This window comes from Roseateles puraquae (assembly GCF_002205845.1).
Lineage (GTDB): Bacteria > Pseudomonadota > Gammaproteobacteria > Burkholderiales > Burkholderiaceae_C > Pelomonas > Pelomonas puraquae.
Window position 1 is genome coordinate 26,607 of the sequence record NZ_NISI01000005.1, and the last position, 13,754, is coordinate 40,360.

General features: G+C 69.2%; 14 protein-coding genes. 11 read left to right on the forward strand and 3 right to left on the reverse strand.

The annotated features are described in order from the left end of the window. Nucleotides 1-84 precede the first annotated feature (84 nt). The 11 genes from gspG to CDO81_RS12755 all read left to right on the forward strand — a co-directional run bounded on the left by gspG (nt 85) and on the right by CDO81_RS12755 (nt 10,484). Nucleotides 85-552 carry a type II secretion system major pseudopilin GspG gene (gene gspG, locus CDO81_RS12705; protein ID WP_088483595.1) on the forward strand — a complete coding sequence of 156 codons (468 nt, stop codon included), beginning with the start codon at nt 85-87 and terminating at the stop codon, nt 550-552. 69 nt (nt 553-621) lie between these two features. Continuing rightward, nucleotides 622-1,026 carry a pilus assembly FimT family protein gene (locus CDO81_RS12710; RefSeq protein ID WP_088483596.1) on the forward strand — a complete coding sequence of 135 codons (405 nt, stop codon included), beginning with the start codon at nt 622-624 and terminating at the stop codon, nt 1,024-1,026. After that, a complete protein-coding gene (locus tag CDO81_RS12715) occupies nt 1,023-1,481 on the forward strand; it encodes a type II secretion system protein (protein WP_088483597.1) in 459 nt (152 codons plus the stop codon). The genes CDO81_RS12710 and CDO81_RS12715 overlap by 4 nt, the downstream gene beginning before the upstream one ends. After that, entirely contained in the window at nt 1,478-2,128 is a 651-nt protein-coding gene (locus CDO81_RS12720) for a type II secretion system protein (RefSeq protein ID WP_158218262.1), read from the forward strand. The genes CDO81_RS12715 and CDO81_RS12720 overlap by 4 nt, the downstream gene beginning before the upstream one ends. Further along, nucleotides 2,125-3,156 (forward strand): type II secretion system protein GspK, encoded by a 1,032-nt coding sequence (locus CDO81_RS12725; protein ID WP_088483599.1) that lies wholly within the window; start codon nt 2,125-2,127, stop codon nt 3,154-3,156. The genes CDO81_RS12720 and CDO81_RS12725 overlap by 4 nt, the downstream gene beginning before the upstream one ends. 40 nt (nt 3,157-3,196) lie before the next feature. Further along, a complete protein-coding gene (locus CDO81_RS12730; RefSeq protein ID WP_088483600.1) occupies nt 3,197-4,258 on the forward strand; it encodes a hypothetical protein in 1,062 nt (353 codons plus the stop codon). After that, nucleotides 4,255-4,875 carry a GspMb/PilO family protein gene (locus tag CDO81_RS12735; RefSeq protein WP_088483601.1) on the forward strand — a complete coding sequence of 207 codons (621 nt, stop codon included), beginning with the start codon at nt 4,255-4,257 and terminating at the stop codon, nt 4,873-4,875. Before CDO81_RS12730 ends, CDO81_RS12735 begins: the two co-directional genes overlap by 4 nt. Beyond that, nucleotides 4,872-5,327, forward strand: coding sequence for a DNA utilization family protein (locus tag CDO81_RS12740; RefSeq protein WP_088483602.1), 456 nt, complete (start codon nt 4,872-4,874; stop codon nt 5,325-5,327). Before CDO81_RS12735 ends, CDO81_RS12740 begins: the two co-directional genes overlap by 4 nt. Then, entirely contained in the window at nt 5,317-7,569 is a 2,253-nt protein-coding gene (locus CDO81_RS12745) for a secretin N-terminal domain-containing protein (RefSeq protein ID WP_144397226.1), read from the forward strand. Before CDO81_RS12740 ends, CDO81_RS12745 begins: the two co-directional genes overlap by 11 nt. Before the next feature lie 4 nt (nt 7,570-7,573). Then, nucleotides 7,574-9,271 carry a GspE/PulE family protein gene (locus tag CDO81_RS12750; protein WP_088483604.1) on the forward strand — a complete coding sequence of 566 codons (1,698 nt, stop codon included), beginning with the start codon at nt 7,574-7,576 and terminating at the stop codon, nt 9,269-9,271. A gap of 4 nt (nt 9,272-9,275) precedes the next feature. Then, nucleotides 9,276-10,484 (forward strand): type II secretion system F family protein, encoded by a 1,209-nt coding sequence (locus CDO81_RS12755; RefSeq protein ID WP_088483605.1) that lies wholly within the window; start codon nt 9,276-9,278, stop codon nt 10,482-10,484. Here the strand turns inward: CDO81_RS12755 and CDO81_RS12760 are convergent. From CDO81_RS12760 to CDO81_RS12770, 3 genes are read right to left on the reverse strand one after another with little or no spacing between them, the layout of a single operon-like run. Then, complete coding sequence (locus CDO81_RS12760; protein WP_158218263.1) at nt 10,461-11,996, reverse strand: sulfatase-like hydrolase/transferase; 1,536 nt, start codon at nt 11,994-11,996, stop codon at nt 10,461-10,463. The genes CDO81_RS12755 and CDO81_RS12760 overlap by 24 nt on opposite strands. An 18-nt stretch (nt 11,997-12,014) precedes the next feature. After that, the gene (locus tag CDO81_RS12765) at nt 12,015-13,394 is read right to left on the reverse strand and encodes a class I SAM-dependent methyltransferase (RefSeq protein ID WP_088483607.1); all 1,380 of its coding nucleotides are present in this window, start codon (nt 13,392-13,394) and stop codon (nt 12,015-12,017) included. Beyond that, nucleotides 13,394-13,597, reverse strand: a complete 204-nt coding sequence (locus CDO81_RS12770; protein ID WP_088483608.1) for a hypothetical protein — start codon at nt 13,595-13,597, stop codon at nt 13,394-13,396. Before CDO81_RS12770 ends, CDO81_RS12765 begins: the two co-directional genes overlap by 1 nt. Between the last annotated feature and the right edge of the window lie 157 nt (nt 13,598-13,754).

Below are 13,754 nucleotides of genomic sequence, written 5' to 3' on the forward strand. Positions count from 1 at the left end.
CATGCCGAACGGATGAAGCACCGGGGCTGCCTCTAGAATGCGGAGCTTCTGGACCTCCGGCGCAGCCTGGCTGCGCTGATCACGATGACCTGCTACCCCAAGTCTGCTTTGCGAACGACCCTCCGCGCACGCGGCTTCACGCTGCTGGAGATGCTGGTCGTCCTCGTCATCATCGGTATGTTGGCTGGCCTGGTTGGACCGCGCCTGTTCTCCAAGGTGGAGCAATCGAAGGTCACCACGGCCGCGACGCAGGCGAAGACCCTGCGCAGCGCCATCGAGAGCCTTCATCTCGACATCGGTCGCTATCCCACGCCAGAAGAAGGCATCTCTTTGCTGACCAAGGCGCCGGCCGATCCCGCACAAGCCGCCCGCTGGCGCGGCCCCTATCTCGATGGTGCGCTGCCAGACGACCCTTGGGGGCACCCGTACCAGTACGCCGTGCCTGGCGCCGACGGACAGCCGTTCGCCCTCTACTCGCTCGGCGCTGATGGCAAGCGTGGCGGAACGGGCGACGCCGCCGACATCGGTGTGCTGCCGGCTGCGGCGCCCTAACCGCCTCGCCGGGTGGGTATACCTCGCCCGGCGAAACGGTTGCAATTTCGCCCGGGATACTCACAAATAATGCGCAAACTGCTTCGGGTGCAATTTGTTACCCGGGGTTTCACGTTACTCGAACTGCTGGTTGTCTTGAGCATCGTGGCCTTGACGACCGGCCTGATCCTGCCCTCCGCCTCTCGCTGGCTGTCCTCGGCCCGAGAGCGTGGCTGGCAGCAGGAGGTGCGCGCAGAACTGGCCGCGCTGCCGATGCGAGCCTTCCGCTCCGGCGAGCCGCTGGCGCTGGATGCCGCAGCCTTGCAGAAGCTGCTGCGCGAGCAGCTGCCTGCCGGCGCCGCGGTCGAGTTGGACGCTCCGTTGCGCTACAGCGCCGCCGGTGTGGCTGCCGGCGGGGTGGTGCAGGTGCGCAGTGCGGATGGCAAGAGCCTGCGCTGGCGCGTGGCGCCTTCTACCGGCGAGATCACGCCTTGAACCGGCAGGCGAACAGGCGTTCTCGCGCCCTTGGCTTCGGCCTGCTGGAGGCGATCGTCGCTCTCACCATCCTGGCCGCCACTGGCGCTGCGCTGTTTGCATGGATCTCGCAGAACCTGCAGGACGCCGCGCGCATCGAGGCGGCTCAGGCGCGCACGGCGCTCCAGATGTCGGCGCGCGGCCTGATGGGGGCCATCAACCCCTTCACCGAACCCGAGGGTACGCGCAGCCTGGGCAGCATCCGCGTGCAATGGCGCAGCAAGCCGGTGGCCCCGCTGCGGGCCAGCGTGCCGACGCAGCCGATGGAGATCACACGCTGGCGCGTGGGTCTCTATGAAGTTGACGTGTCGGCGTCCGACGAGGTCAGCGGTGCTCAAGCGTCCTTCAAGATGCTGCAGACGGGCCTGGAGTCGCTCGCCGGTGCGCAGAAGTCTTCCGCAGGTGACCCCCCTTGAGTCGCCTCACCCGATCCCACGCCATGCGCGCCGCGCGTGGCATGACCTTGCTGGAGACGCTGGTCACGCTGGTCATCGTCGCGATGGTGGCGGGGCTGCTCTCCGAAGGGCTCTTCCAGGTCGCCCGTATCGAGCAGCGCCTCGGCGGCGCGCAGTTGCAGGCGCAGATCGAGCGCCTCCACGTGCTCTGGGTTCAGCAGACGCTGGAAGGGCTGCTGCCGGCCCCGCCGGACAAGCCTGAGCGCTTTCGCGGCGATGCGCGTTCCCTGAATGGCATGAGCACGCTGGTGCCCACTGCCGAGGGCCTTGGCCCCCAGGCCGTTCGACTCAGCCTGCAGTTCGAGGCCGATACCGGCATGACCGAGCTCCGCCTGAGCCGCGGTGTCGAACCGCAGTCGCTGGACGCGGGCGTGGTGCTGGCCCGTTGGCCCGGCGATGCCGGCGTCATCCGCTACCAGGACTCCGCGGGAGGCTGGCAGCCCCAATGGCCGCCGTCGCAGGACGGTGATCTGCGCGTGCCAGGGGCCTTGCCCCAGGCCGTGGCCATCGACCGCGGTGAGCGCCAGGGCGGCATGCTGCTCATCGCCCGGCCTGCCGCACGGGGCGAGCCGCTGGGCACACGCGCCGCCGTCGAGGCCTTGCCATGATGACCCGTGCCCGGCGTCACACCGCCACCCGCCACGGTGAGGGCGGCTATGTCCTGCTCTTCGTGACCGTGGTGCTGACCGTGGTGGCTGTGGTCGCAGCGCGCCTGGCGTTTCGCATCGACAACCTTCGCCAGCAGGCCATGACGATGCAGAGCTATGCCGAGGCCAGCCTGCTTGCCGACAACGCCAAGGCGCGCACCCTGTACTGGCTGAGCACGCGGCCGATGGGCCTGGCAGCCAGCGGCTTTCTGGATGAGGCACCGCTGATGCTGGATAGCCGGCGCTACCGCACCGACGAGGGCGCGGTGGTCAGCCTCCAGGATGAACGAGGCCTGCTGTCGCTCAATGTGCCGGACCGCGAGCCCTTCATCAACATGCTCACCGCAGCAGGCGCCACCTTGCCTGATGCCATGAGCATGGTCGACATCGTCGAGGACTATGTCGACACCGACAGCCTCAAGCGTCTGAACGGTGCCGAGGCGCCGGAGTACCGTGACGCGGGCCTGCCGCCACCACGCAACGACTGGATCCTGTCGACCGACGAACTGCAGCGCATGCCGGTGTGGCGCAGCCAGCCCGAGGTTCGCGCCAAGGTGCAGGCGTGGCTGGGTGTTCGCCGTGACAAGCTGTTCAACCCGAACACGGCGCCGCTGGACCTGCTGCGTGCGATGTGGCCCAAGGTGGCGCCCGAGCAATGGACGCTCTTCGACACGCTGCGCCGTCGCGCCCCCTTCGCCGAGGCGGCTGCGGCCACGGCCGCAACCGGTATCCCGTTCCAGGGTGACCAGCTCCTCTTCCATGCGAGCAACGTCGTCCGACTGCAGGTCTGGGCCCCGGGCCTGCCGCAGGCCCTTGAGTACAATCTTCTGCTCTTGCCGACGGGGGCGACCGCGCCCTGGCTGATCCATGAGGTCCGTCAGTCCAACCGTCTTGACGCCCCCCCCGATGCCACGACGTCTACTGAAAAGTTTCCTGTCCCGAGTCAGGCCGTCGCCCCATCCCGAACGCTGGCCCAGCCTACGCCTTGACGGGCTGAAGCAGCCTGCAGGGGCGCCGCGCAAGGGGCCGGTGCTGCTGTCGCGTGCGTTGATGCGCTATCGCCGCATTGACCTGTCAGGCCTGCCCACGGCAGACCGAGCTGGCGCCTTGCGAGCGCAGCTGCTGGCGTGGCAGCCGTTTGCCGACAGCGAGATGCTGATCGACCTGCAGGCTGACCAGGCCCAGGTGTTCGCCGTGGCGCGCGATGTGCTGCAGTCGGCGAATGTCGCCTCCGAACGCCTCTGGCCTGAAACCCTGTGCCACGCGCCCCTGCCTGACGGACTGCATCTCGTGCAGTGCCTGGAAGGTGTCGAGGGTCAGGTCTGGTCTGGGGGGAGCCTGCGGTCCAGTCGCTGGTGGGCTGTGACGCCTGACGCCGCCGAATGGGCCAGCTTCGCGCGCCTGTCTCGCGTGGCCGCGGCACTCGCGCAGGAGGTGCCTGCTTTGGAGTCCCCCGCCTGGGTGCGGCCGGCCCGTGCGATCCAGCCCATGGGTTCGGTGGGCCGGGGCGAGCGGGGGCGCGAGAGCCTGATCGTGGGCGGTGCCGCGCTGGTGCTCGTGGTCTTCGGGGGCATGACGCTGCGCGCAGCCTGGGATGCCCACGCCGCGCGGGACACCGCCGTGGCCGCGCTGGAGGCGCGTCGTGAGGAGGCCAAGCCGCTGCTGGCCGCGCGTGAGAAAGCCTTGTCGCTGGCCGATCGCTCGTCGGCGCTCATCGCACAGCTCCAGGCGCCGCGCCCGCTCGAAGTCATGGACGAACTCGCTCGCCGACTGCCCAAGGGCAGCCTGGTGCGCGAGCTGGACCTGAACCAGTTGGCCGTGCGTGTCGTGCTGGACTTGCCCGCGGATGTGTCCCGGGCAACGTTGGTCGAAGAGTTGCTGGCCGGTGGCTGGTTTACGCAGGTCAGCGAAGTGAAGGACGGCATGCCTCGCAGTGGCATGGCACTGGAAATGAAACTGTCGGGCGTGATGCCACCCGTGCGTGCCCTCAACGCCGATGCCGGCCTGAAACGCAGTGCCGCCGATGTCGCGGCGCCACCGCCGCCGGTCGATATCTCGCCGCTGCCCAAGCCTGGAGCCAAGCTGCCATGAGCGCCGTTCTCGAACCGACCGCAGACGCGGGGCCGGCATGGCTGCAGTCTCTGCAGCGCTCGCGCGAAGAGTGGCGTGCCAACCCCCGCTTGCGCTGGGGCGTATGGCTGATCGTCGGCATGTTCTTCCTCTGGCTGTTGCTGCTCGCGCAAGACCAGGCCGATGCCTGGCGCGCCGAGACCGAGACCGCGCGTGCGGAACTCGACCGCTTGCGGCCCATCCAGAACTCGGGCCCCTTGTGGAACCAGCGCTCTGACGACGCGCACCTGCACATGGAGGCCGCCCGCAGCATGCTGTGGGTGGCGCCCAGCCCTGGCCTCGTGGAGGCCGGCCTGCAGGACACCCTGCGCAGCCTGGCCGAAAAGTCGGGCGTGACCGTGCGCGAGCTGGCCATCCTGTCGGGCGCCGAGCGCAAGCCAGGCCCGACGCAGGCCATCCGTGCCCGGCTCGTGGTGGAGTACAACCAGCGCCTGGCGCTGATGGGGTTGCTGTCGGAGATCGGCCGCTCGCCCAAGTTGATGATGGTGGACAGCTTGAAGTTCCGCCCGCAGTCGCAGCCTCCTCGTGCAGAACTCGAGATCCGGGTGCTGCATGAGACCGCGGAGGCCAAGCCATGATCGGATCGCTGGGTGCACGCCAACTCCTGACGATCTACGCGGCCGCCGGCTTGCTGGGCTGGTATGCCGGCCCGGCCGAGCCGCCGGCCGAGCCGCTGGTCCAGGCGCGACGCGATGCTTGGCAACTGGTCACCTTGCCGCTGGCCAGCGATGGCACCACGCTGGCGGTGCAGGTGGCGGGCGCGCCGGTCTGGGGGGCGGAGGCCAAGCCGCCGGCAGCGGCCGCCTCGGCCGCCGAGAATGACCGCTGGCGCATCGCCGGGCTTTACGGGCGGGGCAAGCAGGGCGGCGTGCTGGTGCTGTTCCAGGATCCGGCCAAGCCGCCGCAGCGCCTGAAGGTCGGCGACAAGCTCCCGACCGGCGAGCTGATCCAGGCCGTCGAGGGCAATGAAGTGATCGTGCGCAAGGGCAAGAAGGTGGAGCGCTTTGGAGTCGAACAACGTGAGAAATGAGAACCGCCTGTCCCCGTGGCGCCTGACCGCTGTGGCCCTGGCCGCTACGTTGGCGGCCTGTGCGCCGCTGCAGCCTGTCATCCCGCCGTCGCTACCCTTGCCGGCCGGCAGCGGCAGTACGGCAGGCATCGACCCCACGGCAGCGCGCAACAGCAGCCTGCGGGTCACGCCGTTGCCGCAGCCGCCCGAGTCGCAGGCCTCGCGCCTGCAGCAGCAGCGCATCGCGCAAGACGCGGCTGAGCTGCGCCAGCAGGCTGCCTCCCAGGAAGACGTTGCCGCCATCAACCTGCAGCAGGTGCCGCTGGGCACCTTCATTCAGGTCGTCTACGCCGAGATCCTGAAGCGCAACGTCAACATCGACCCGGCCGTGCTCAGCCGCACTGAGCCGGTCACGTTCCGCTCGGGCGCCGTGCAGTCGGCGGCCCAACTCGACAATGCGCTGAAGCTGCTGCTCAAGAGCTACGGCGTGGCGGCCATCGACGTTGGCGGCCTCGTGCGCGTCGTGCCCGACAACGCCCAGGTTGGCAACCTGCCCGAGCTGCGCCGCGGCACGCTGTCGCCGGACACGCCGCTGCCCCTGCGCCCGGTGTTCCAGCTGGTGGAGATGCAGACCGTGCGGCAGTCCGACGTGGCTGGCTGGCTCAAGACGTTGTTCGGCTCGCGCGTGACGGTGCAGGAAGACATCGGCCGCAATGCGCTGCTGTTGAGCGGTTCGCCCGACAACATGCAGGCCGCACTCGAGACCATCCGCGTGCTGGACCAGCCGCTGATGAGCGGCCGCCGCAGCATTGCGCTGACGCCCGCCTACTGGTCGGTCGACGACCTGGCACGTCGTTTGAACGAGGTGCTCACGGCCCAGGGCTATGCCGTGGCGCCGCTGGGTTCGCTGAGCCAGCAAGGCGGTGTCCGCTACCCGGTGGTGTTGCTGCCGGTGGCCGGCACGAACCAGATCTTCGTGTTCGCGGCGACCGACGAGGTGCTCAAGCACGTCGAGAACTGGGCCCGCACACTGGACCGCCCCAACGAGCGCGGCATCGGCAAGAACTACTTCACCTACCAGGTCAAGCACAAGGATGCCGGGGCGCTGGCCAAGACGCTGGAGCAGCTGCTCTCGGGTCAGGCGCGTCCGGCCGCCGCCACAGCGACGGCCGGCGCGTCGGGGCAGGGCGGGGCCGGCACCGGCACGACTTCGACAGGCGCCACCTCCGTGGTGGTGGACCAGTCCAGCAACATGCTGATCTTCCAGGCTGCCGCCGATGAGTACTCGCAGATCAGCGCCCTGCTGCAAACGCTGGACCGGCCCGCCAAGGCGGCCCTGATCGAGGTGACGGTGGCCGAGCTGTCCTTGACGGACACCAGCCAGCTTGGCGTCGAATGGCTGGCCACGCATGCGATGAGCAGCGGGGCCACCATCATCGGGGGCACTTCGGGCGGCTTGTCCATCGGTTCGGCCGGTGCCACGTTCAAGGTGCTCGACACCGTGGGCGGCGTGCGCGCCACCCTCAACGCGCTGGCCTCCAACAACCAGGCCACCATCCTCTCCAGCCCGCGCGTGCAGGCGCGCAATGGCGAGACGGCCACCATCCAGGTCGGCCAGGAAGTGCCCATCATCACGAGCCAGCAGACCACGGGCTCCACGGTGGTTACCGGCACCACCACGGCCAACTCGGTGCTGCAGACCATCCAGTACCGCAACACGGGTGTGATCCTGAAGGTCAAGCCCGTCATCCATTCCGGCGATCAGATCGACCTGGAAGTGCAGCAGGAAGTGAGCGCCGCGGCGTCCACCAACACCGGCGTCAACAACTCGCCCACCTTCAGCACGCGCAAGCTCGACACCAAGTTGACGCTGCGCAACGGCTCGACCGTGCTGATGGGCGGCCTGATCTCCAACGACGACAGCAAGGGCCAGGCCGGCATCCCGCTGCTCAAGGACATTCCCATCCTCGGCACGCTGTTCAGCACCCAGACCAAGTCCGGGACACGTCGTGAGCTGGTCGTGCTGATCACGCCCTACATCCTGAACGACAGCCACGATGCTGAGGCGATGACCGACGCCTTCCGGCGCATGCTCGGCCCCTGGGCCGCGCCCACCACGGCGCCGGCCCCGGCAACCGTGCCGGCGGCGCCTGTGACACCGGCGCCCCTGCCGGCCCCTTCGCCTGCGCCGGCTCCCGTGTTGACAACCCCGCCGGCCGCCCCGCCTGCCTCGGCCCCCGAGGCTGTGAAGTCGGCCTCCTGAGCCCATGGCCGAGCCCGTGACCACGCCCCTGCTGGGTGAACTGCTGCAGGCCCGCGGCCTGGTGAAGCCCGGCGAGATCGACAACGCCCTGCAAGTGCAGGCGCGCCAGGGTGGCCGCCTCGGCGAGGTGCTGGTGCGTCTGGGTGCCGTGTCCACCAACTCGCTCTACGGCGTGCTTGCCGAGCAATTGCAGGCCCCCCTGCTCGATGCCCGCGAGCTGGACGAGGCCGCCATCCGGGCCACGCTGGCGCGGCTGAAGCTGCCCGCCTCGTGGTGGCTCGATCACCAGGTGCTGCTCTGGGCCGTGCCCGAAGGCCTGTGCGTGGCCAGCGCCGATCCGCTGGACCTGGATGTGCGTGAGGCGCTCGCGGCTGAGCCGCTGGGGGCCCATGTGCGCTGGCACCTGCTCTTGCCGATGGACGCCGAGGCCTGGGCCCAGCGGCTGCGGCATGAGTCGCAGGCCGGCATGGGCGGGAGCCTCGACGCCCGCACCCTGCGTGAACTTGCGGAAGACGCACCCGTCGTGGCCTTCGTCAACAACACGATGGCCCAGGCCCTGGAGGCGCGCGCGAGCGACATCCACGTCGAGCCGGGCGAGCGTGAATGCACGCTGCGCTTTCGCATCGACGGCGTGTTGCACACACGCAGCACCTTGCCGATGGACCGCTATCCGGCGATCGCCTCCCGCATCAAGCTGATCGGCGGCCTGGACATCGCGGAGCGGCGCCTGCCCCAGGACGGCCGCATCGGCACGCGGGTGGCTGGCCGCGAGGTCGATATCCGGATCTCATCCATCCCGGCCGTGCATGGCGAATCGTTGGTGCTGCGCCTGCTGCCCAAGGAGCGCGGCGACATCGGCATGCACCGCATCGGCATGGAGCCCGACCACAAGGCCCTGTTCCTGGACTGGCTGCAGTGGCCCAACGGACTGGTGCTGGTCACGGGGCCGACGGGTTCGGGCAAGAGCACGACGCTGTACAGCGCGCTCTCGCAAATCAACGACGGTGACCGCAAGCTGATCACGGTTGAAGACCCAGTGGAACTGCGTCTGCCTGGCGTCGTGCAGATCCAGACGCAGGCCGAGATCGGCTACACCTTCGCGCGGGCGTTGCGATCCATCCTGCGCCACGACCCGGATGTGATCATGGTCGGCGAAATCCGCGACCGCGAGACCGCCGAGATCGCCATCCAGGCCGCGCTGACCGGGCACCTGGTGCTGGCCACGCTGCACACCAACGACGCGCTGTCGGCCGTGAACCGGCTCGTGGACATGGGCGTCGAGCCCTACCTCGTGGCCGCGGCCCTGCGCGCAGTGATGGCCCAGCGGCTGATCCGCCGCCTGTGCCCGAACTGCGCGCAGCCGCATGACGATGTGCAGCCGCTGCAGTCCCGCTGGGCCGACCTGCTGCGCCGCGCACCCGACCTGGCCGACATCCCGCCCGCGCCGCAGTGGCTCAAGGCCAAGGGCTGCGACGCCTGCTCGGGCACGGGGTTCCGCGGGCGTGTGGGCATCTATGAGCTCGTCACCGTGACGCCGCCGTTGCAGCACGCCATCGCCCAGGGCGCCGCCATGGAGCAGCTGCTCGCACTGGCCCAGCAGGACGGCCGCCGCTCGATGGTGGAGGATGGCCTGATCAAGACCGCTCGCGGCCAGAGCACCTTCGACGAAGTGCTGCGCGCCGCGAGCGCCCAGGACGAATAAGGCCATGCCGACCTTCAGCTACCGCGCGCAGGACGCCAGCGGCCGCATCGTGGCCGGTCAGCTGGACAGCGTCAGTGAAGGCGACGCTGCCCGCGAGCTGCTGCGCCAGGGCCTGCGCCCGGTGTCGCTCACGTCCGCCACGCCAGTGCTCGCCGCGGCCAGCCCCGGTCGGGCTCGGTCGCTGACGCTGGCGGACCGGGAGGTCGGCCTGCGTGAGCTGTCGACCTTGCTGCAGGCGGGGGTGCCGTTGGACGAGGCGCTGGAGTCCCTCGCCGTCGGCCATGCGACCGGCCCGGTGGGGGCGTGCATGTCGCGGGCACTCACGTCGGTGCGCGCCGGCCGCAGCCTCTTTGAAGCCATCGAGCACAGCGGCCTGGGCCTGCCCGAGCATCTGCTCACGCTGGTCAAGGTGGGCGAGGCCAGCGGTCAGTTGGCCGCCGCGCTGGCCGATGCCGCCTCGCAACTGGAGCTGGCGCGCCGCACACTCTCCGAACTGCGTGCTGCGCTGATCTACCCCACGGTGCTCGTCACGGCGGGCCTGGCGGCCGTGCTGATCATCTTCATCGGTGTCATCCCGCGTTTTGCGCCGCTGCTGAAGTCGGCACGCGGCCAGGTGCCGGAGTTCTCGGCCTGGGTCATCGAGACGGCCGTGTTCATGAAGGCCAACGTGCTGTGGCTCGGCATCGGCGCCAGCGCCGTGGTGATGGCCCTGGCGGTGGCCTTGTCTCGCCCGGGCTTCCGCCAGTCCCTGATGGACCGGCTGGCCGCAGCACCCGTGGTGGGCCCGTGGTTGCGGGATGCCGAGGTGGGCCGCTGGGCGACGCTGATGGGCACCATGTTGCGCAATCGGGTGCCCTTGCTTGACGCCCTGCGCCTGTCGGTGGGCGCCATCGGCCTGCAGGAGTTCCGTGTGCTGGTGTCGTCCACCGCGCGCGAGCTTCAGCAGGGTCGCACGCTCTACGACAGCCTGCGCCATTCCCACTGGATTCCGGCCGCCCGCCTGAACCTCATCAAGGTCGGTGAACGCGCGGGCAGCCTGGACGCCATGCTGGCCTCGCTCGGCAGCCTGCAGTCCGAGGCCGCGCGCGAGCGCCAGCGTCAGGCCATGGCCTTGATCGAGCCGGTGGCCATCCTCGTCATCGGCGCGGTGATCGGGGCGCTGATGGTCTCGGTGATGATGGCGATCACCTCAATGAACAGCGGCGCTGTCTGATCGGATCTTGAACGGCGTCACTGGGTCGCCGCTGCGGCCGCGGAAGAAGGTGGCGACATCGGCCGGCGATTGCAGGCGGCGCTCCACGAGTGCGGGTACCAGGTCGCGCAGCGCGGTGGTGCTGATGGGCTGATCCAGCTTGGCCGGGCTGGTTGCGTCGCTGAACCACACGATGAAGGGCACGTGCTGGTCGTTGGTCTTGCCCGCCGCTCCCGCGCCGGGGCCGCGCTGCTGCTCGTAGATCGCCGCCCACATTTCCTTTTCGCGCAGCCAATGGTCGGACGTGAGGATCATGGCCGAGGCTGGGCCCGCCTGCTGCACCGTCTGGCGCAGGTCGGCCAGCAGCCGGGACATCTCCGCGAGGTTGGCGCGGTAGTCCTCGATCAGTGTGCGGGGCGTCACACCGGGCGCGGCGATCGGCGGGTGCGGCACGTTCAGATGCAACCAGACGACGGTATTCGCCGGGTCAGCGACGGCGCTCAGCGCAGCCTCGCGCAGCCGTGCATACGTGCCGCTCCACTGGCGCAGGAAGTCGGTGTACGGATTGTCGAAGTCGCGCTGCTGGCGGAAGGCACGCGCCAGCGATGCCTGCCAGCCCGGGAAGAACCGCACCGGCTCGGCATGGCAGCGCCGTGGGGCGGGCACCACGGCGCAGTAGTCGTGATAGAAGCCTACGACCGCGTAGGCATGGCCCCGTGCCTGCAGATCGGTGAACAGCGTGGGCGTGCCGGCGTCGAAGCGGCTGCCGTCGTTGGCGATCAGGTAGCCGGGGCCGCCCTTGGCGACGGCGCCGAAGCGTCGGCCGAGCGTCATGCCTGGGATGGAGCTCAGCGTGCTCGTGCCTGCGGGCATGGCCTGGGTCGCCTGAAAGCTCTGGGCAAGCAGGTCGCGCAACGGCGGCGTGTCGAACAGGCGCTCCCGCATGGAGATTTCCTGATCCCACTCGTCCAGGATCACGACAAGCGTTCTGCGCACGGGGCTTGCGGGCTGTTGGGAGGGTGCCAGCGTGACCGAGGTCACCGACGGCCCTGTGACGAGCCTGGCCAGGTAGGCAGGCATGCCCGGCTGCAGCAGATACATCGACACCAGCGTGAGGCCGCAGGCAGTGGCGATGCGCCACTGCGAGGCTGGGGCCGCCCGCCAAGCGGTCCAACCGGCGGCGGCGACGCAGCCCAGTAGCAGGCCGGCCTTCAGTGCACCGCCCAGGGGCAGCGCGGCGGCCAGGGGCCGACGCAGCACTTGAAAGATGGCCACGAACAGCAATGCCAGCAGCAAGGCCCGCACGAGGCCGGCGATCAGCCAGGGACGCTGGGGCTGGTCGAGCAACCCGCCCGCCAGGGCAGCGACCAGCAGCAACGCCAGCAATGTGCTGCCTTCGCGCAGAAACAGGCCCGGTTGGAAGGCGACGTAAACGGCTGAGGGGCTTTGCAGCAGGCTGTCACCCAGCGCTGCGCTGGCCAGGGCGATGAGCGTCAGCCCGGCGTAACGGGCCGCCTGCGCGAGGAAACGCATGAAAGTGGGCATGAGAGATCAACGTCGCTGCAATTGCAGCAGCGTGCGGTGAGACGAGATCCGTGTCTGTTCACGCAGTTCGAACCAAGGCCTGGCCGCATCGAGCAGGGTCTGAAGGCTCCAGCCCTCGTACAGGCTGGCGTTGGCGGCTGCAATCTCGGCGAAGCGGGGGTCGTCCCGCGGGACGAACTCCAGCAACAGAGTGCCGGCGCAGCAGTCCGCAAGCGTCTCGAACAGCTGCGGCAGGGGCAGGCGCTCCGTCACGGCCAGGTGATGGACCACGGCGAGCATCAACACCAGATCGAAACGGCCACTCAGGCGTGTGGGAAGGCTCTGCGTCTCAGTCAGTTGCCAGCCCGTCGCGGGCGTGGGCCGGGCGAAGTTGGCGTGAATGCACTGGATGTCCGAACCGTTGTCGCGCAGATGGCGATGCAACTGGTCTAGGGCGTTGATGTCGTCATCGAGCGCGACCACCTTGGCGCCGGCCAGGGCCGCGAGCAGGGAGAACTCCCCGCTGTTGGCGCCAATGTCCAGCACGCGCTGCGGGCGGCGGGCCGAGACGAGGGCCTGGACCGCGGTGCGCTTGGCTTGCAGCTCAGCGTCGGCATAGTGATCGCGGTTGCCGGTGTAGGCGCTCCAGGTGGACACCGCCTGGCTGCTGCGCGCAAGGCGTTGGATGAAGCCCCGCAGGTTCGACAGGAGCCAAGGGGTGCCGTCCGCCCTCGGGTTGTGAGGCGTCTTGCCCGGTGCGTGCTCGCGCGCCGTGTTGCCGGCGATACGACGCCGCTCCAGCCGGGCGGGCAGGCGCACATGCAGCCACATAGCCAATCCCAGGTGGGCATGCCAGGGAATGAAAGGCGCCACCTCGGCCGCCCGCAGGCCGTCCCGGTGGGCCAGGAAGATGTCCCGCGGCGTGCGGCCATGCTGGGCAATCGCCAGCAGTGGCAGCACGAAGTGACGCACGAACTGGCCATACGCCTGCCAGCCCGGCGCGTCGTCGGGCTGCCGCTTCTGCAACGACAGCAGGTCGCAGAGCACGGGCCGCGAGCCCTGGAACAGCACGTTGTTGGCTGGCGCGTCCTTCAGCGTCCAGCCCGCGACCCAGGCGCGGGTCTGCACGTCCAGCGTGAGCAACGCCGCATCGGCCAGCATGGCCGGCGTCCATTCGAAAGGGTAGCTGGGGATGTCGACCCGCGGATGATCGATCTCCAGGCCGCCGTCGGCCGAAGGCCGCACGTTGCGCGCTTCAATGAGGAAGCCATCGCGGATGAGGCCGGCATACAGGTCGGAGTCCAGCAGTTCCTGCGTGGCCGCCCGTGCCGCAGCGTGCACGACTCGGAGGATGCGTCGCCCATCATCCTCGACCTGGCCGGCCGGGTCGCGAAAGCTTCGGCTCATCAGGAGCGGTCGCGTTTGAAGCGCCGCTTGATCGCCAGCCAGATCTGCTTCGGATTGCGTAGGTAGTACAGCACCCCGACCGCGCCGGCGATGAGGCCCTGGATCAACAGATGAGCGGAGCCGCCATCGATGTAGGCGTGCGCGTGACCCATGGTGGCAAGGAGCACCAGCAGGACCAACAGGGCTTGACGAAGGACGACCATGGAGAGTGCCAGAAGACGCACACCAGTAACGCTGGCACGCTGGGTGGGATGTTAACAGCCGGGCACCGGCCGGTCTGGCGCGTCCCGGTGCGCAGCGGCCTCCGTGGCAGGGCACTCGCGTGCATACAATCGCGCGCTGTTCAATGGTCGCCCAAGC

Bases quoted from the DNA above. Each gene is read 5' to 3' on its own strand.
- CDO81_RS12770 (WP_088483608.1), bottom strand. From the start codon at position 13,597: ATGGTCGTCCTTCGTCAAGCCCTGTTGGTCCTGCTGGTGCTCCTTGCC.
- CDO81_RS12710 (WP_088483596.1), top strand. From the start codon at position 622: ATGCGCAAACTGCTTCGGGTGCAATTTGTTACCCGGGGTTTCACGTTA.
- CDO81_RS12760 (WP_158218263.1), bottom strand. From the start codon at position 11,996: ATGCGTTTCCTCGCGCAGGCGGCCCGTTACGCCGGGCTGACGCTCATC.
- CDO81_RS12735 (WP_088483601.1), top strand. From the start codon at position 4,255: ATGAGCGCCGTTCTCGAACCGACCGCAGACGCGGGGCCGGCATGGCTG.
- CDO81_RS12725 (WP_088483599.1), top strand. From the start codon at position 2,125: ATGATGACCCGTGCCCGGCGTCACACCGCCACCCGCCACGGTGAGGGC.
- CDO81_RS12755 (WP_088483605.1), top strand. From the start codon at position 9,276: ATGCCGACCTTCAGCTACCGCGCGCAGGACGCCAGCGGCCGCATCGTG.
- CDO81_RS12750 (WP_088483604.1), top strand. From the start codon at position 7,574: ATGGCCGAGCCCGTGACCACGCCCCTGCTGGGTGAACTGCTGCAGGCC.
- CDO81_RS12765 (WP_088483607.1), bottom strand. From the start codon at position 13,394: ATGAGCCGAAGCTTTCGCGACCCGGCCGGCCAGGTCGAGGATGATGGG.
- gspG (WP_088483595.1), top strand. From the start codon at position 85: ATGACCTGCTACCCCAAGTCTGCTTTGCGAACGACCCTCCGCGCACGC.
- CDO81_RS12740 (WP_088483602.1), top strand. From the start codon at position 4,872: ATGATCGGATCGCTGGGTGCACGCCAACTCCTGACGATCTACGCGGCC.